Origin of the sequence: Duganella sp. Root1480D1, from assembly GCF_001427305.1 — a bacterium.
Classification (GTDB): Bacteria; Pseudomonadota; Gammaproteobacteria; order Burkholderiales; family Burkholderiaceae_D; genus Rugamonas.
The window spans coordinates 204,425-222,299 of record NZ_LMFZ01000045.1; the positions used below are offsets into that span (position 1 = coordinate 204,425).

The 17,875-nt window shown below is 64.2% G+C and carries 16 protein-coding genes; 7 read left to right on the top strand and 9 right to left on the bottom strand.

Going from position 1 to position 17,875, the window contains the following annotated elements; all coding sequences use genetic code 11:
• Positions 1-109: 109 nt before the first annotated feature.
• Positions 110-436, top strand: coding sequence for a hypothetical protein (locus ASD58_RS23815; protein ID WP_082565641.1), 327 nt, complete (start codon positions 110-112; stop codon positions 434-436).
• Here ASD58_RS23815 and ASD58_RS23820 read toward each other — a convergent pair whose 3' ends face one another.
• Genes ASD58_RS23820 through ASD58_RS23835 form a run of 4 tightly spaced genes read right to left on the bottom strand, consistent with a single transcriptional unit; the run spans position 437 to position 5,287 of the window.
• The gene (locus tag ASD58_RS23820; RefSeq protein WP_057263797.1) at positions 437-1,429 is read right to left on the bottom strand and encodes a response regulator; all 993 of its coding nucleotides are present in this window, start codon (positions 1,427-1,429) and stop codon (positions 437-439) included.
• Positions 1,426-2,544 carry a hybrid sensor histidine kinase/response regulator gene (locus ASD58_RS23825; protein WP_057263799.1) on the bottom strand — a complete coding sequence of 373 codons (1,119 nt, stop codon included), beginning with the start codon at positions 2,542-2,544 and terminating at the stop codon, positions 1,426-1,428. The genes ASD58_RS23820 and ASD58_RS23825 overlap by 4 nt, the downstream gene beginning before the upstream one ends.
• A complete protein-coding gene (locus tag ASD58_RS23830; protein ID WP_057263801.1) occupies positions 2,541-3,902 on the bottom strand; it encodes a sensor histidine kinase in 1,362 nt (453 codons plus the stop codon). The genes ASD58_RS23825 and ASD58_RS23830 overlap by 4 nt, the downstream gene beginning before the upstream one ends.
• Positions 3,899-5,287: a class I SAM-dependent methyltransferase gene (locus tag ASD58_RS23835; protein ID WP_057263803.1), complete on the bottom strand. Its 1,389-nt coding sequence runs from the start codon at positions 5,285-5,287 to the stop codon at positions 3,899-3,901. Before ASD58_RS23835 ends, ASD58_RS23830 begins: the two co-directional genes overlap by 4 nt.
• A gap of 205 nt (positions 5,288-5,492) precedes the next feature.
• On the opposite strand from ASD58_RS23835, the gene ASD58_RS23840 reads away from it, so the two are divergent.
• The gene (locus ASD58_RS23840) at positions 5,493-5,669 is read left to right on the top strand and encodes a hypothetical protein (RefSeq protein WP_156401454.1); all 177 of its coding nucleotides are present in this window, start codon (positions 5,493-5,495) and stop codon (positions 5,667-5,669) included.
• Here ASD58_RS23840 and ASD58_RS23845 read toward each other — a convergent pair.
• A complete protein-coding gene (locus tag ASD58_RS23845) occupies positions 5,666-6,859 on the bottom strand; it encodes a glycosyltransferase (protein ID WP_156401455.1) in 1,194 nt (397 codons plus the stop codon). The genes ASD58_RS23840 and ASD58_RS23845 overlap by 4 nt on opposite strands.
• Before the next feature lie 149 nt (positions 6,860-7,008).
• Here ASD58_RS23845 and ASD58_RS23850 point away from each other — a divergent pair, with 149 nt between their 5' ends.
• Entirely contained in the window at positions 7,009-9,342 is a 2,334-nt protein-coding gene (locus ASD58_RS23850) for a diguanylate cyclase domain-containing protein (protein WP_057263810.1), read from the top strand.
• Here ASD58_RS23850 and ASD58_RS23855 read toward each other — a convergent pair.
• Positions 9,339-10,229 carry a LysR family transcriptional regulator gene (locus ASD58_RS23855; RefSeq protein WP_057263812.1) on the bottom strand — a complete coding sequence of 297 codons (891 nt, stop codon included), beginning with the start codon at positions 10,227-10,229 and terminating at the stop codon, positions 9,339-9,341. The two genes, ASD58_RS23850 and ASD58_RS23855, sit on opposite strands and share 4 nt — an antisense overlap.
• A 120-nt stretch (positions 10,230-10,349) precedes the next feature.
• On the opposite strand from ASD58_RS23855, the gene ASD58_RS23860 reads away from it, so the two are divergent.
• Together ASD58_RS23860 and ASD58_RS23865 are read left to right on the top strand one after the other, a co-directional pair.
• The gene (locus tag ASD58_RS23860) at positions 10,350-11,489 is read left to right on the top strand and encodes a hypothetical protein (protein WP_057263814.1); all 1,140 of its coding nucleotides are present in this window, start codon (positions 10,350-10,352) and stop codon (positions 11,487-11,489) included.
• Positions 11,490-11,755: 266 nt separating this feature from the next.
• Entirely contained in the window at positions 11,756-13,054 is a 1,299-nt protein-coding gene (locus tag ASD58_RS23865; RefSeq protein ID WP_229210082.1) for an NCS2 family permease, read from the top strand.
• On the opposite strand, the gene ASD58_RS23870 is transcribed toward ASD58_RS23865, so the two are convergent.
• The gene (locus ASD58_RS23870; RefSeq protein ID WP_156401456.1) at positions 13,039-13,302 is read right to left on the bottom strand and encodes a hypothetical protein; all 264 of its coding nucleotides are present in this window, start codon (positions 13,300-13,302) and stop codon (positions 13,039-13,041) included. The genes ASD58_RS23865 and ASD58_RS23870 overlap by 16 nt on opposite strands.
• A 95-nt stretch (positions 13,303-13,397) precedes the next feature.
• On the opposite strand from ASD58_RS23870, the gene ASD58_RS23875 reads away from it, so the two are divergent.
• The gene (locus ASD58_RS23875) at positions 13,398-13,859 is read left to right on the top strand and encodes an Lrp/AsnC family transcriptional regulator (protein ID WP_055923646.1); all 462 of its coding nucleotides are present in this window, start codon (positions 13,398-13,400) and stop codon (positions 13,857-13,859) included.
• A gap of 12 nt (positions 13,860-13,871) precedes the next feature.
• Positions 13,872-14,621 (top strand): YdiY family protein, encoded by a 750-nt coding sequence (locus tag ASD58_RS23880; protein ID WP_057263821.1) that lies wholly within the window; start codon positions 13,872-13,874, stop codon positions 14,619-14,621.
• Here ASD58_RS23880 and ASD58_RS23885 read toward each other — a convergent pair.
• Entirely contained in the window at positions 14,618-17,113 is a 2,496-nt protein-coding gene (locus ASD58_RS23885) for a cbb3-type cytochrome c oxidase subunit I (RefSeq protein WP_057263823.1), read from the bottom strand. The two genes, ASD58_RS23880 and ASD58_RS23885, sit on opposite strands and share 4 nt — an antisense overlap.
• Complete coding sequence (locus ASD58_RS23890; protein ID WP_229210083.1) at positions 17,110-17,778, bottom strand: c-type cytochrome; 669 nt, start codon at positions 17,776-17,778, stop codon at positions 17,110-17,112. The genes ASD58_RS23885 and ASD58_RS23890 overlap by 4 nt, the downstream gene beginning before the upstream one ends.
• Positions 17,779-17,875 lie beyond the last annotated feature (97 nt).

Consider the following 17,875-nt stretch of genomic DNA (forward strand, 5'->3'; position numbering starts at 1 on the left):
CAGACGGCCGACGATGCGCACGCCGCCACTGAACTGGTGAGCCGCGCCTCGCAGGACGCGGTCCAGGGTGGCCCAGCGCAGCGCCACGGCCGCGCAGGAAATCCGGCAGATGATCGGCGATTCGGTCGCAAAAGCCGGACACGGCAACCAGCTGGCCGGCGCTACTGGGCAAGTGATGGAGCAACTGGTGGAATCGGTGCAGCAGGTGGCGGGACTGATGCAAGGCATCACGGCTGGCAGCCGGGCCCAGGCGGCCGGCATTGAACTGGTGACCAGCGCCGTCGGCGCAATGGACCAGGTGACGCAGCAGAACGCCGAACTGGTACAGCAGGCGGCCGGCGCCTCGGCCACCATGCTGGAACATGCGCGCCGCCTGGCTCAGCTCATGGGCAGCCAGGCCGACGGACAGCAGCAGCGCACGCTGGCGCTGCGCTGATCAGAACTGCTCGACCCAGGCCGCCAGCTGCGACGGGGTCAGCGCCGCGTCGGCCTGCACCAGGCGGCATTCGACGCCCAGCACATTGCTGGCCATTTGCAGTGATGCGCCGCGCTTGCCCATCCACAGCAGGCAGGCCAGCCAGAACGCGTGCTGCGACGATACCGGGGCGCTGGTTGGCGTTTCCAGGAATTCGGTGAGCTGGGACGCCTTCAGGAACAGGCCGTGGCTGGCGTCCACCGCGCGGAAGGTCGGTCCGAACGCTTCCGCCAGCAGCGCGAAGGCATGGGCCGGGTTGGCATCGGGATAGCGCTGCTCGAGGTCTTGCAGGTGGTCGCGCACGGCGCAGCCGAAGGCGGCGCTGCGGAAAGCCTCCGAGCTGATCAGGTCCGAGTGGTCCAGCATCAGCCAGTCCGGTTCCGGTGGCGTCATGCCGGCGCTCAGGGCACCGGCCAGGTAGCTTTCCACCGGCACGAACGAGGGCCCGGCCGACAGGCTGGCGGCCAGCGTGTACAGGGTACCGATGCGGCTGGCCACGGCCTGCTTCTGGCGTACCAGCAGCTTTTCGCGCAGCAGCTGCGAGTGCTCCTTTTGCAGCTTGGCCAGGGCCAGCGCCTGCTTCAGCTCCATGCGCAGCGCGGCGATATCCCAGGGCTTCTGAATGTAGCGGTGGATCTGGCCCTGGTTGACCGCGTCGACCGTGTGTTCCAGTTCCGAATAGGCGGTGGTCAGGATGCGCACGATATGCGGGTAGCGGTCCCACGCGTAGAACAGCAGCTCATTGCCGTAGGCCCCGGGCATGCGCTGGTCCGATACCAGCACCGCGATGTCGTCGGCGTGCTCGTCGAGCATGCGCTTGCCCTCCTCCACCGACTCGGCCACATAGACCGGCGCCAGCGAGCCCAGGGCGCGCTGGAAATATTTGAGGGCGGTCGCCTCGTCGTCGACGTAGAGGATCGCCGGCGCGGGTCGTGCCGATTCTTTTTCTATCATGCTGGTTCCTTCTCTAACTGCGGGAAATTCATGGTGACGGTGGTGCGGCAACCCTGTTCCGACTGCACCCGCAAGTGGCCGCCGAAAGATTGCATCACACGGTTGCAGAAGATCAGCCCCCAGCCGCTGCCGCCTTCGTCGCCATGCATGGACACCGGGTCCAGCAACAGGCGGTTCAGCAGCGCCGGCGCAATGCCGGGGCCATTGTCTTCCACGACAATATACGGGCGCTGTGCCACGCCCACGGTGATCCTGACGGCCGGATCGGGCTGACCTTGCAGCGCGCGCAGCGCATTGCTGAGCAGCGAAGACAGCACCAGCGCCACGCAGTTTGGCGAGGCGCGCACATTGAAGTCGGCCTGCACATCCACTTCGATCATCTCGCGCTGGCCGGGCGCCAGCGGATACACGCCCAGCAAGGCCGTGACCATCTGCTGCGCGCTGCCGCTGGCCAGGCGCGCGGCCGGCACCACGCTGGCGCGCTTGACCGATTCGACAAACGAAGCCAGCACCGACAGGCAGTAACGCGCGTTGTCGTTCATGTGCGCCGCGGCGTTGCCGATATCGGCGCGCAGCGGCAAGCCATTGTCTTCCACCTGGCCGTTGATGCGGCGCTGGATATTGCGCGCGAAATTGGCAATGGTGGCCAGTGGCGTATTCAGTTCGTGCGCCAGGAAAGCCACCGTTTCTTCGATGGCCAGCAGGCTTTGGCGGCGCATCGCGCGTTCACGCGCGCTTTCGCTGGCCAGGCGCAGCGCATCGCGCACGGTATGGGTATCCAGCGGCTTTTCCAGGATGCGGAAGATGTCGCCGCCGTTGATGGTCTCCAGCAGCACTTCCTTGTCGGCATAAGCCGTCACCAGGATGCGCACCAGATGCGGGTAATCGCGCTCGACCTGGCGCAGCAGCTCGCCGCCGACGCGGCCCGGCATGCGGTAATCGGTGACCAGCACGTCGATATCGCTGTCAGGCTTGGCCAGGATTTCCAGCGCCTCGTCCACGCTCGGGGCGGTCAATACGGTGAAATCGTTTTCCACCGCGCGCGCAAAATACTTGCGCGCCAGCTCCTCGTCGTCCACATACAGCACCGTCGGGGCCTGGCTGCGTTGGTTCATTTCTCACCTCCGGTCACGCGCGGCAAGTCAAACGTGAACCTGGTCCATTCGCCCGGCACGCTTTCCGCGGCCAGCAGACCGCCGTGGCGCTGGATCACGCTGTAGCAGATCGACAGGCCCAGCCCCAGGCCCTGCCCGACTTCGCGGGTGGTGAAGAATGGTTCGAAGACGCGCCCGATATTCTCCGGCGCGATGCCGGGGCCGTTGTCGCGCACCGTGATCTGCAGGCGGTCGCCGCGCGCTTCCGCGTAGATATCGATGCTTGGCCCCTGGGTGGCGCCTTTGCGCATGGCCAGCGCCGCATTACTCAACAGGTTGATCAGCACGCCGATGATGGCCGCCTCGTCGCCCCGCACCAGGGTGTCCGGCTGCAGGTGGCGATTGACCTTGATGCCCTTGATTTCGTGGCCTACCAGGCGCACCGACGATTCCAGTGCGCGCTCGAACAGGAATTGCGCGCTTTCATGGTCGCTGCCGGACTTGCGGTAGGCGAAAGTCTTCAGGTCCGATACGATGTACTGCACCCGCTGCATGCCCGATTTGGCATCGGTCAGGCATTCCAACAGCACTTCGCTGCTCTTGGCGCCCGGCTCCTCCATCGCGATGTCGATCGCCATCATGCAGAAGTTGACCGGGTTGTTCACCTCGTGCAGCAGGCCGGCCGCCAGGGTGCCCAGGGCTGCCATCTTTTCCTGCTGCAGCATCTGGCCCTTGATTTCAGCCAGGCTGCGGTTGTTCGCCTCGAGCTGGGCATTCTTGTCGGCCAGCTCCGCCTTGAGCTGGAACAGGTTGAAGCGGGCCTGTTCGTTGTAATAGGTGCAGACCGCGCTGGCGATGGCGCTGAAGGCCAGCAGCAGCGAATTGACGGCAAACGCGCCGCCCACCGGCGCCTGGCCGTCGTACACCCAGCAGGCCGCCGCGTACAGCAGGTAGGTCAACAGTCCAAGCGTCAGGTTCTGCCACATGCGGAAGGCAAACGCGATGGCCGAGGCGAACACGCCAAGGTTGAGGCCCGCGTAATAGATCGAGGACGCGCCTTCTGTCACGGCAATCATCCAGGCAATCATCACCTGCGGCAGCATCAGCCAGGTAAAGCTCATCGCCTCTACATGGCGCGCGCCCCAGGGCTGGCGCATCAGGCCGATAATGCCCAGGATGGCCAGCGACACCAGCACACGCGCCAGCGTAAATTCCCACAGGTGGTCGGGATACAGGCTGAAATCCAGGCCGATCCCCAGCAACACCAGGCCGATCGCCGTCCACGCGCCGCCGCGGCTGAAGCGCAGGCGGTAGGCGCGCAAGTCGGATTCATAGGCCGAATGCAGGTGCAGGTTCACGTAGGGCGCCGGTCCGGTCATGGCAGCGACGCTTCGGCAAACACATTGACGCCGGTCGCATCGACATAGGTGCTGCGTTCGCGCGACTGGTGCGGCAGCAGCTGCTCCATCTTGGCTTCGTCGCGGTAGATCAGGTACCACTCCAGCAGGTGTTCCATGCCGGGGCGTTCCGGGTTGCTGGAATGGACATTGGTCACCAGCAGGCGCCCGCCGCTCTTCATGCAGGAGGCAAAATAACTCAGCAGGCGGCTGCACACCTTGTCCGACAGGTAGTCGAACAGGCCGGCGCAATACACCACGTCGAAATCGGCGCCCACTTGCGGCCCGTCGATGCGGCGCTTCAGCAGGTTGTGCACGGAATCCTGCACGAAGCGGATGTCCGGCTGGCGCGCCAGGCCGGCGCTGATGCCGCTCAACTGTCCGCGCGTCCAGGCCAGCGTTTCCTCGCTGAAGTCGACCAGTTCAAACGACAGCCAGTGCGGCTCGTCGTATTCGCGCAGGAAGCGCTGGATTTCCTGCGCCGGGCCGCAGCCCACGTTCAGCACGCGGAACGGGCGCCCGACACGGCGCGCAGCGTCGGCATGGCGCTTCAGGAAGTCGACCAGGATGTCGATGCGGTTGCGGTGCGCCACCGCCACCGCGGTTTGCAGGAAGGCCGCATTGACGATCTGGAAGTAGGTGCTCGGCCCCTGGCGCGGGTCGCCCAGGATCTGGTTCACCATCTCATAGTCGCCGGCATAACCGAGCGGCTTGCTGAAGGTGCGGAATACGAAAGGCGCGCGCAGGATCAGCGGGTGCAGCGCACCCTGGGCAAAGGCGCGGTGGGCGGCGGCGGCATCCGGCTCGACCAGCCCCGCTTCCTTGTTCAAATCATCGAAATAGCGGCGCACCCGCATGATCAGGGGCCCGGCCAGCTCGGCAAACACATCGGCGCGCAGGCGGCCGCCTTCTTTCGGCAGCGAATCGGACAGGTCGACCTGCTCCACCCAGCGCGCCACTTCAGCCAGGTAGGCACGCGATTCGTTGACGGCAATCTGGTAGTCGCGGCGGATGCGGAAACGTTCATCCCAGTCCAGCACGAACTTGCTCGCTTCGCGGCCCACGGCGCCTGGCAGCATGACCACCTCGCTCAGCTCGCGCCATTCGTCGATCAGCGTCACCGACACCACGGCGGTCAGGCCCGTGTTGACCATGCTGATCACGACAGCCTTGCCGATATAGGCACTGGCAGTGCCCATGCGCACCGTCAGCTCGCTGAGTACTTCGCTGACCTGCACGATGGAATACGGGTTATACACTTCCATCACCAGCGACTTGCGCTGGAGCGTCACGATGGTGCCGCGGACCGCTTCACCTTGCGTGTTCAGGAAACTGACGACCGGATCGATTTGCGCCTGTGAATACACTTTTATTCGGAACTTAAATGGTTGCCGTGAATTAAATTGAGTGTACTGACTTGTAGCCCAAATCGCAACGTTTCCCTAGGAAGAATTGCCCGTCAAACAGTAGGGATTAATTAAATGACAAGCAAGCCCGGCGACCAAAAGTACGCTGCCGCACAGACGCGACCATTGCCCGATGCCAAACTGGCTGCAAGCCTTGGAGATCACGATGAAGCAGTCACGCAAGCAGAATCCCGCTGAACTGGAGCGGGCCGCTTTCCACGAACGATTTGCCCGCAGTTTCAGCGATCCGCGTTTCGACGGATTGCGCGAAGCGGTGGCGGCCCTGGAGGAGCTGGCCTGGCGCCAGTACTGCGAACGGCAGCGGCAGCCTTCGGCCCATTAGCCGTTCGACACCAGCAACTCCAGGCGGGCCGCCAGCCGGTCCGCCATCTGCGCCGGGGTAAAGCCGGCATAGCGGTTGGCCACCCCGCGCGCCGCCATCAGGGTGCGGCCATCCATCAGCAGGCTGCGCACCACGCTGCGCCAATCCACCGTGCCCGGCAGGCGGCCGCCGTTGACTGCCACGCCTGCCTGTTCCAGCCTGGCCGCCAGCAGGTAGCGCTCGAGCTGGGTCGGCAGCAGCAGCATCGGCACCGCCGCCAGCAGCGAATGCGCGATGGTGCCCTCGCCCGCCTGGCTGACGCAGATGCGCGATTCGGCCAGCGCCGCTGCCAGGTTGACCGGGCCGCGCGCATAGGCCAGGCTGGTGGCATGTACCGGCGGCACCGCACCGGCAGCTACTTCCGGTTGGTAGCACAGCACCCGGCAGCCTTCCATCACCAGGGCGTGCAGCACGGCGACATGGGCCGGATGCTCCTGCCGCAAGTAGACGAACACCTTATGCCCATGGCCCGGCGGCCATTGCGGCGCTTCGCCGGCCGCTGCCACGAACGCCGGGCCAAACCACTGCTCGCGTTCGGGCGGACGGCCGTAATGGTCGAGTTCGGGCCAGGCGCACAGGAAGTGCTGGCGCCCCAGCAGCGCGTCGGCCGCCTGGACATAAGGCACGCCGCCGTGGTGCACCAGCACCGTGTTCATTACTTTCAGGGTGTGCATTTCGGCGGCAGCCAGACGTTGCAGGTCCATCGCTTCCCAAGGGCGGAAGTTGGGCAGCGGCTGGCCGGACGGCGGCAAGGTAAAGCCGGCCCCGATCGCTGCCGCGGGGATGTCCAGCGTGCGCGCCGCCAGCAAGGCCGTGGGAGCGAACTCGGCCACGACCACGTCCGGCTTCAGCAACTGCAACGCGGAGCGCCAGCCGCGCACCAGCCCGTCCAGTCCCTGCGCCTCGCGGTAGCCGGAGGCGAGCATGATCTCGGCCAGGCTGGCCGCATGCTGGGCAGCCCCGTGCAGCCACAGCGGCGCCTGCAGCATCGTCACGTCGAGCCCGCCCAGCAGGCGGCGCGCCTGCGCCAGGTCGCGTACCGACAGGCTGACGGCATGGCGCCGTGCCAGCAGGGCTTGCGCAATGACCCGCAAGCGTCCTGCATGGGCGGGATCCCCGCCTAATTCCCAAGCCAGGTGGAAGTGAGCCATTATCGGTTCACCCAGCCAAGTGTCATTGCATTTTTCACATTATTTCCAAGAAAGGCCGTGCATTGGATTTTAGAACACACTCGCAAACAGGTGTGCAATACTAAGCCATGGCCCTCTCCCGATTGTTACCACAGAGCTTGCGCGCGCGCATGACTTGCGTGGTCATCTTGTTCGTGCTTGCGGCTACTACCATCGTGACCTGGCTGGCGCTGTCGATGTCCGAACGGGATATGAAAAGCGTGATCGGCCAGCAACAGTTCAGCCTGTTATCGGTGGCCGCCGCCCATATCGACGAGCAATTGGCCAGCAAGCGCCTGCTGCTGGCCTCCATCGCCGACGCCATTCCGTCCACCCAGCGCACGCCATCGGCAATCCGGGCCGCCATTGAGCGCCACGCTTCCGCTTCCGGCGAATTCGCCAACGTGGCGGCATTCGACAGCAACGGCAAATTCCTGGCCAGCCTGCGCGCGCCGCAGCAGGACAATCCCAGTGTGGCGGACCGCGCCTACTTCGAACAGACCCTGGCCCAAAAGCGCGCCATCATATCACCGCCCCTGCGCGGGCGCGTGTCCAGTTTGCCGGTAGTCGTGCTGACCCATCCCATTATCGATAGCGGCGGCGACGTGCAGGTGGTACTGGTGGGCAGCATCGACTTGCTGAACTCCGACTTCTTCCATCATTTCAACACCATGAAGCCGGGGAAGACAGGCTTCATGTTCATCATGACCACCGAGGGCCTGCTGGTCAACCACCCCAACAAGGCGAGGCTGCTGGAACACATCAACGCGCGGCCCGGCCTCAATCTTGGCACCCAGCGCGCCCTCGATGGTTTCGAAGGCTGGATGGAAGCCACCAACAAGGAAGGGGTGGAAGGCATCTATTCTTATAAGCGCTTGAATGCCACCAACTGGATCGTGGCCGCCCGCTATCCGACTGCCGAAGCGTTTGCGCCCATGATCAGCATGCGCCAGCAAGCCGTGCTGGCAGCCACCCTGTTTGCCGCGGTGGCCGGCGCATTGAGCTGGCTGATGATCAATCTGCTGCTGTCGCCGCTGCAAAAACTGCGCGCCAACCTGCATGCCATCCGCAACCGTGGCGGCGATATCAGCCTGCTGCGCAGCGGCAGCAAGGACGAAATCGGTGAACTCAGCGACGCCCTGTATGAGCTGACTGCCGAACGCGAGGCCGCGCGCGAGCGCCTGGCCGAAAGCGAAAAGCGGGCGCGCGTCATCGCCGACAACATCCCGGCGCTGGTGGCCTATATCGACCGCGACCTGCGCTACCGCTTCACCAACGAGCATTACCAGTTCCTGCTCGGCATCGACCCGCGCGCCATGGTCGGCCGGCGCTTTGACGAAGTGTTCGGCGCGGACGCCTTCGAACGCTGGAAGGATTGCTTCGACATCGTGCTGGCCGGGCGCCGCATCCACGTCGAACGCCCCGGCGAGGAACTGGAGCGCCACCTGCACCTGATGGCCGAACTGGTGCCGGACCTGGCGCCAGACGGCAGTGTGCTCGGCTTCTATATGATGTGCACCGACATCACCGAGCGCAAAACCGCGGAACTGGCGCAGGCCGCCAGCGAGAAGCGCCTGCGCCTGATTGCCGACCATTTGCCGGTCATGATCAGCGCCATCGACCGCGAGCATGTCCTGCAATTCGGCAATGCCACCTACCGCCGCTGGCTCGACACCGATCCGGACACGCTGCCTGGCCGCCCGATGTCCAGCGTGAGCGGCGAAGCCGCCTACCAGGAAGCCCGTCCCTGGCTGGACCGCGCCTTCGGCGGCGAAGTGACCGAATACGAATCGACCGCGCGCCTGCACGGCGAACCGCGCGTGCTGGAGACCATCTTCGTGCCGGACGTGCGCAAGGATGGCAGCGTGCCTTTTGTCTATGCGCTGACCACCGATGTCACGCGCAGCCGCGAGGTGGAAGCGGAGCTGCTGCGCCAGGCCAGGCGCGACCCGCTGACCGGCATCCCCAACCGGCGCCAGTTCGAGGATGTGCTGGACCAGGCGATCGAGCGCGTGCGCCGCCAGGACAGCCAGATGGCGCTGGCCTACCTCGACATCGATAATTTCAAGCACATCAACGACAGCCTGGGCCACGCCGGCGGCGACGAGGTGTTGAAGGAGTTTGCCTTGCGCCTGTCGGGCAGCGTGCGCACCACCGATACCGTGGCACGCCTGGCCGGCGACGAATTCGTGATCGTGTTCGAAAACATCCGGCATGCGGAAGAGGTGCGGCTGTTGGCGGAGAAGGTCATGGCTTCGGTCGCGCCCGACTTTACGGTGCTGGATGCGCCGCTGCGCGTGACCACCAGCATCGGCATTGCCCTCTACGCCGGCGGCACCGAGACGGCGGGCGGCCTGATCGGGCGGGCCGACATGGCGCTGTACGACACCAAACGGCGCGGCCGCAACGGCTTCACTATCGACAATGGCCGCGGCCTGCCGGAACCGGCGGCCACGCCGCCCTAAACTTCGCGCAGCAGTTCGATGAAGCGGCGGCCCGCCGGGCCTGGCGGCGTATCCTTGCGCCAGCTCGCATACATCGAGAAGGCGACGCCCAGGATGGGGCTGGCCTCCAGGGCCAACTCGACCAGCGTGCCGCGCGCCAGTTCCTCCTCCACCATATGGCGCGGCATGCCGCCCCAGCCCAAGCCCGCGCGCAGGAACGCATGCTTGGCGCCGAGGTCCGCCAGGCGCCAGCCCTGCTGGTTGACCACGCCGAACTGGCGCCCTGCGGTCAGGGTCGAGCGGTCGCTCAGGATCAATTGCACGTGGCGCGCCGCCTCGCTGCGCGCTATCGGCGCCGGCAGGGCCGCCAAAGGATGGCCAGCGGCGGCCACGGCCACCACCGGCACCTCAAACAGGAAATCGGTGTCGCACTCCGGCGGCACGTCGGGATAGGATCCCACCACAGCCAGCCGGCAGCGCCGCTCCAACAAGGGCTGCACCACGGCGCCCAACGCTTCGACGTCGAGCCGCAGCGGCGTGCCGGGGAATTCGTGGTGGAAGGCGCGTACCGCTTCCGTCAGGCGGGCGATCGGGAACATCACGTCGACCGCGACCGACAATTCGGCCTCCAGCCCTTCCGCCAGGGTGCGTGCCTTGGCCTTGAAGCCGTCCATGCTGCGGGCGGCGGCGCGCGCCGAATCGAGCAAGGCGCGGCCTTGTTCGGTCAGGCGCGGGTAGCGGCCACTGCGGTCGAACAGCGGAAAGCCGACTTGCATTTCGAGATTGGCGAGGGTCTGGCTGACCACCGATTGCGCGCGCCGCAGCTTGCGGCCCGCCGCCGAAAAGCTGCCCTCTTCCGCCGCCGCGATGAAAGTACGGAGCTGGTCCATCGACATTGCGTCGAGCATGTGCGATCCTGTGTTGTACCAATGGCGGCCGATTTTACACGACGGTGTAAGACTGGTCTGACACAGTGGCGCGCTTCCCTCTGCTTGGAAACACTGCCTTGCTTTTGGATACTGGTTGACATGATGACCACACTTCCACTCAGCCGTAGCCCTCAGGCCGCCGCCAGCGGCCCCTCGCAACAGCTGTATATGCTGCTGCGCGAGGCGCCTGATCGCGCCGCTGCCACCGCCTACCTGCAGCGGCGCCTGGCGGAAGCGGCGGCCCTGCCTTCCGCCTGGAGCGACGGGGTGCAGGGGCTGGAACAATGGCTGGAACTGCGCAGCCGCAACCGCGCGGAAGAATTCCGGCAATACCAGCAAGGGCGCCAGGAAGGCGCCCCGCGCCGCCACTTTGCCACACTGGCACAAGCCCGGCGCTTCCTGTCGGTACAGGCGCCAGTTTTGCTGGTCGAAGGCGCCTGGCTGCACTCAGTGCTCGATTATTGGCGCCATGCGGCCTATATGCCGCTGGTCAAGCTCTACCTTGATTACCTTGGTAAAGGCATCCCGGCGGCCAATCATGTTGCGCAGGTGCGACAGGTTCTTGCGGTGCAAGCCTGCAGCACCTGGCAAGACCTGGAAGACAGTGGCTTTGTGCAAGGCGCGATCCGCCTGGCCCTGGCCAGCACCGGCGAACGCTATTTGGCAGAAATACTTGGCTACCAGCTTGCCGTTGCCGACCAGCCGGCCGCACAACCCTCGCTCCTGCTTGAACTGGCCGAACTGGGCATCGCACTGCCGCCACCGCCGCCATCCGACACCGTCATCCTGAATGTGTTGCGCGCCCTGCTCGGCGACGCACCGGAAAACGCAGCGCAGTTCCTCCAGCAGGTGGAGCTGGGCTACGCCCTCGGCCGCATCGGCCTGCAAACCTTGCCCGCAACGCCCGAGGACGGCGCGCCGCAAGACCCGCCGGTGGCCAACGGGTCCGCCAACGCCGCCATTTTCGCGCCGCCCGTAACCATCGATGACAAAACGGCAGGCGCGCCGCCCGAACCGGAACAAGCGCGTCCCATCTTGCGCCACCGTTTCGACGGCGACGAACATGCCTGGGAAACCATTACCAGCGATCTCGGCTTGCTGGAAGCCCAGATCGCGGCATGCGGCGGAAAGGCGGAGGCGATGACCATGCTGGCCCGCCATATGGGGCCGTCCGTGCACCACCAGCCGCTTGGCCTGATGGCGGCACGCGTCTATTCCCAATTGTTCGCACTGGCCTGAGTTCGATCGGCTCGACTTCACGTTGTGGGCCGATTTCAGCACTCCATTGCGGATCAAGGCCAGGACCGCGCCTGGTGCTGCAATCCACCGAAGCTCTCCATAAAATGCGGGCAAATCGAATCGATGGGCGGCCCGCGGTCGCAGCGCGGGCCGCAAGCCAGTGCACGGCGCGCAGAACTTCAAGTCTGTTTCATGGGAGGATAGCGCGAGCGCATTAGGCTTGCTGTAGTGGTATGCTCCCCGGTAGTTCAAACCGGGGAGCAGTCGTGTCGATCGTAGAAAAATTATTCAAACTCAAGGAAGCCGGCAGCGATGTACGCACGGAGGTAGTGGCGGGTATCACCACCTTCCTGACCATGGCCTACATTATCTTCGTTAACCCCGCCATCCTTGGCGATGCCGGTTTGCCGAAAGAAGCAGTCTTCGTCGCCACCTGCCTCGCCGCTGCACTGGGCACGGCCATCATGGCCTTGTATGCCAACTACCCGATCGGCATGGCGCCAGGCATGGGCTTGAATGCCTACTTCGCCTACGCCGTAGTGCTTGGCATGGGCATCAAATGGCCGGTCGCGCTGGGTGCGGTCTTCATTTCCGGCTGCCTGTTCCTGCTTGTCAGCCTGCTTGGGCTGCGGGAAGCCATTGTCAACGGCATCCCGCGCTCGCTGCGTATCGCGATCACCGTCGGCCTTGGCCTGTTCCTCGGCCTGATCGCACTGAAAAGTGCCGGCATTGTCATGGCCAACCCAAACACCATGGTAACCGTAGGAGACCTGCATAAACCGCCTGCATTGCTTGCCGTCGTTGGCTTCCTGTTGATCGTTACGCTGGACCGCCTGAAAGTCAAAGGCGCAATCCTGATCGGCATCATGGCCGTGACCGTACTGAGCTTCTTCTTCGCCGGGAATCAATTCCATGGCGTGTTCTCCGCGCCGCCATCGCTGGACGCGACGCTCCTCAAGCTGGATGTGCCGGGCGCGCTGGGCGTAGGCGTGCTGAATGTGGTGCTGGTGTTCTTCCTGGTCGAACTGTTCGACGCCACTGGCACCCTGATGGGCGTCGCCAGCCGGGCCGGCCTGCTGGTGAGCGGCAAGATGGAGCGCCTGAACAAGGCCCTGCTGGCCGACAGCACCGCCATCGTGGCCGGTTCCATGCTTGGCACCTCAAGCACCACTGCCTACCTGGAAAGCGCTTCGGGCGTACAGGCCGGCGGGCGCACCGGCCTCACCGCGCTGGTGGTGGCGATTCTGTTCCTGGCCGCCCTTTTCATCGCGCCTTTGGCTGGCGTGGTGCCGCCATACGCCACGGCGCCAGCGCTGCTGTTCGTCGCCTGCCTGATGCTGCGCGACCTCGGCGACTTCGACTGGAATGAAACCACCGAATGCATTCCGGCCGCGATCACCGCCCTGCTGATTCCCTTCACTTACTCCATCGCACACGGCATCGCCTTTGGCTTCATCACCTACGCGGCGCTCAAGCTGCTGACCGGCCGTTTTCGCGAAGTGAAACCGATCGTCTGGGTGATCGCCATCGTCTTCAGCTTCAAGTACGCCTATATCGGCGCGTAAGCGCGCGACTGTACGCGAATCTTCAGCACGCCAATCAGGTTACACAGGCGCATCCGGGCCAGGACGAGGGCATCTTCGCCCTCGGCTGCCACATCCAGGTCCAGGTTCATGCCGTGCACGCCCGGGGCCATGCGCATTGCATGGAGCTGGACCCCGCCGCGGCGCAGGGTCGCCAGCACCGCTTCCGCAGCATCCATGGCGGAGCAACGGTCGAGGCGCAGGCGGAAAGTTCTTTGTTCGGTATTCATATGGAGATTATCCGGCTGGCTGGCCGGAATAGGCATCCAAAGTTTGCCTCTGTTTCCATGTAAAATAGAAGAATCTTCTTCGATTTCGCGAATGCATGGAACACCTTGATGAGATGGACCGCAAAATCCTGCGGGAACTTCGCCGGGATGGCCGTTTAAGCAATACCAAGCTGGCCGAAACCGTCGGTCTCTCGACCACCCCATGCTGGAACCGGGTCAAGGCCATGGAGGAGCGCGGCGTCATTGAAGGTTATACTGCGCTGCTCAACCAGCAGGCCCTCGGCTTGCCGGACACCGTCATCATCGAGGTCACGCTGGATCGCCACGACGACGACATGTTGCATAAATTCGGCCTGGCGCTGGCCGAACTTCCCGAAGTGATGGAAGCCTACCTGCTGACCGGCGAATACGATTACCTGATCAAGGTAGCCGTGGCGGGCACGGCCGGTTACGAGGAATTCCTGCGCCGCAAATTGTATAAACTGCCCGGCATTCGCCATAGCCGCTCAACCTTCGTGTTGCGCTGCCTGAAGCGGGCACATTCCGTAGAGCCCTGATAGAATTCAGTTATGAAATACCTGAAACCCCTGATTATTGCCTCCGCCCTGGCCGCAGGCAACGCCCTGGCAGCCGACAACGAAGTTGATCACACTGGTAACGTGATGCTTTCTGCCGAAATCGGCGCGATCACGACCAGCGGCAACACCGCCGGTACTTCCGTCACCGGCAGGTTCGAAATCCTGCAAGACACCCTCCGTTGGAGCAACGAGTACACCGGCAACGGCTACTTCAAGGAAGACCGCGCCCGCGTCAACGGCGAAGAGACCAAGCAACGCTCGGCCGAACGCTACCAGTTCGCTGCCAAGGCCGGCTACAAGCTGCTGGAAGAAAATTCCACGCTGTTTGCCCTGGCCGCTTTCTCGGAAGACCGATTCGGTGCATACACCCGCAGCGCCAGCCTCGGTGTCGGTCATGGCTTCCGCGTCTACCAGAGCGACGACAAGACCCTGGACATGGAAGCCGGCCCGGGCTTCTTCAAAGCGACACGCGCCAATGGGGAAGAAGATCGCGGCCTGGTACTGCGTGGCCGCGCAGCCTTCCGCTGGAAGCTCAGCGAAAACGCATCCTTTGCGCAAATGCTGACGGTGGAGCGCGCATCCTGGAACACGCACTCGACTTCCGAGACTTCACTCAGCGCCCGCATCAACGGTTCGATGCACATGAAGGCGGCCTTCAACGCCATCAACGACACCGTCGTGCCGATCGATAAGAAGAACACCGATACCCAGACTTCGGTGACCCTGGTCTATTCGTTCTAAAGCCAGCGCAGCAAAGCCAGCCCGGCCAACGCCTGTCCCACGGCGCACTGCCACAGCAGGATAGTATTATCCAGCGTGGCACGGCTGGCGGCCCGCAACCGCCCCCGCGCCGCCACATACATCGCTGCCGGCGCCAGCACCGCGACATGCAGCCCCTCGTAAGCCAGTAACGCCGCGACTGCCGCGCTCCACGCATCACGCGACGGTGCCAGTCCAGCATGCCGATGCGCACCGAGATCGGCCGCGAACGCCGCGAGCAGGCAGGCGCCGGCCGCCAATATCGGCCACCATTCCAATGGACGTTTTCCGCTCCACCAGGCCAAGGCCGCACTGGCTGCCAGCAGAGCCGCTTGCAGCCAGGGCCATGGGGCAGCGGGAAGATGCGCGCCCGGTGGTGGACAGATTTCCAGCCGCATCGACAAATGCACCAGCGTGAACGCCAACGAAGCAAAAATTGCGGCGTCGACCACCACCAGTACCCAGGTCGCCCACCACGAATGCGACGCCCGCCTTGGCGCCCCAATCGGGACAACGACGCCCTCCGCAACAGTGGCCAATGCTTGCGCACCTCTCGCCGCGGGTGGGGCGAGCGGCCGATCAGCATCCCACAGCCAGGCGACAAGCGTCGCTAACGCAAGGGCGCCGAACAGCCAAGCCGCGACGGCTTGCTGCACCGTCATCAACAGGAAGAACCCCGCCGTGCCAAGCGCGCAGAGGAACGGCAACCAGCTATCGCCCGGCAGCACCAGCAGATGCCTTGGCCTGGCATCGCGCCAGCCTGTTACGAGCGTCTCGCGCATTCCAGTGACGCTGCCTGGCAGCCAGTGCATACCCGTCTCCACTTCCTGCACGAGTAAAGGCTGCCGCCACAACGGTTCCGCTGAGCGAACTTCCGCTTGGCTGCGCGTTGCATATTCATCCTGCGGCAGCCATTCCAGTGAGCTCGCCCGCCAGGGGTTGCCGTGTGCTCGTTGCGGCCGCCGCAAGGTTCGCACCAGGTCGATCACAAACAGTGCCACCCCGCATGCAAGCAGCAACGCTCCCACCGTGCTCGCCATATTCAATCCTGCCCATCCCATTTCCGAGGCGTAGGTGTAGACCCGGCGCGGCATGCCAAGCAAGCCCGATACGTGCATCGGGAAGAACGCCACATTGGTACCCGCGAATACCAGGCCGAAAACCCAGCGGGCGCAGGCCTCGGACATGCGGTGCCCATTAAACAAGGGCATCCAGTAATAAGCGCCAGCAAACATCGGGAACACCAGCCCGCCTACCAGCACGTAGTGCAAGTGCGCAACGATGAAGTAGCTGTCATGCGCCTGCCAGTCGAACGGCACCGCCGCCACCATGACGCCGGTCAGTCCGCCCAGCACGAAGACCAGCAAGAAACCGAGAACGAAGAGCGTCGGCGCGTTCAATTCCACCCTGCCCCGCCAAAGCGTCGCAATCCAGGCAAAAACCTGGATAGCGGTGGGGATCGCGATAGCCATGCTGGCGATGGAAACCAATGTGGTTTCGAGTTGGCCAAGACCAGCGGTGAACATGTGATGCATCCATAAGGCGAAGCTCAGGCCACCCACTGCCGCCAGCGAGATGATCACTGCCCTGCGCGCGACCAACGGCGTTTGCACCAGCGCAGGCAACATCGATGACACCATGCCTGCCGCCGGCAGGAAGATGATGTACACCTCCGGATGCCCAAAGAACCAGAACAGGTGCTGCCACAACACCGGGTCTCCACCCCGCGCAGGGATGAAGAACGGCCAGTCGTAGGCGCGTTCCAGTTCCAGCAAGGCCGTGCCTGCGATGAGCGGCGGAAAAGCAAACACCACCATCGCCGCTACCACCAGCATCGACCAGGCGAAAACCGGGATTCGCACCAGCGTCATGCCTGGTGTGCGGGTGAAGAGTATGCCAATAGTCAACTCGATGGCTCCGGCAATCGCCGAGATTTCAATGAAGCCGATGCCAAGCAGCCAGAAATCCGCGTTCAGCCCTGGCGAATATTCCTTGCCGGTCAGCGGCGGGTACATGAACCAGCCGCCATCGGGAGCCAGGCCAAAAGCCAGCGTCACAATGAAGCCTGCGCCGCCGAATGCATAGGCCCAATAGGCGTAGGCTGACAGGCGCGGGAACGGCAAGTCCCGCGCGCCCAGCATCCCAGGCAGCAGGAAGACCGCGATGGCCTCCACCATCGGGATGGCGAAAAGGAACATCATTACCGTGCCGTGCATCGTGAAGAACTGGTTATAAGTTTCGGGCTGCAGCAAGTCATTGCCTGGAACAGCCAGTTGCAGCCGCATGGCAAGCGCCAGGGCACCTGCGAACAGGAAGAAGGCAAAAGCAGTCGCGAGGTACAGGCGGCCGATACGCGTGTTGTTGACGGCCGTCAGCGCGCGCCATCCGGTGGGCTTGCGCCATGCGCGTTCCAGTGCCTCGTACTCGCCAGGCGGGCGCGGAAGCTTGTTTGGCGTGCGGACGGACGAGGTCATTCCAGGGTCTCCAGCCAGCTTGCCAGGGCTTGCAGCTCGCCGGGAGGCAGGCTGCTGGCGGGCATGCGCGCGCCGGGTTTTGCGGCTTGGGGGTTGGCGATCCAGCCCATCAATGCGGCCCGGTTCATTGGCAACCCACCGGCCGCAATGTGGCTGCGGCTCGCAATGTGCGTGAGGTCTGGCCCCAGTGTGCCGCCCTCGCTGACGCCGCGCACCGCATGACAAGCATTGCAGCGCGCAGCAAGAAAGACTTCGCTTCCGCGGCGCGCAATGTCGTACCTCCCTGCATCGGCGAACACGCGCGCCGCTGCACCTAGTTCGGCTGGCGTGGCCTGGTGCTCCAGCCACGCATCGAATTCATGCGACGGGACTGCCACTACATCAAGCGCCATCGCGGCATGCTGGATACCGCAATATTCTGCGCATTGCCCCCGGTACCGGCCAGGCGCCCCGGCACGCAAGGTAAGCCCATGCACGCGCCCCGGCACCATATCGACCTTTCCCGCCAGCGCCGGCACCCAGAACGCATGCAGCACATCCGCCGAAGCCAGCGCAAGATATACCCGTTCCCCCGCTGGCAACCGCAGTTCATTCGCCAGCACCGCCTCGCGGCCCGTCGACGTGTTGCGGTAGCGAACCTCCCACCACCACATATGTGCGGTCACGGTCACCTGAATGCGGGTCCCTGAAAAAGGCCATGTCAGAAGCGAAGCCTGCCAGCCCGACCACCCCATGAGCGCTGCCAGCAATGGTAGCGGCAGA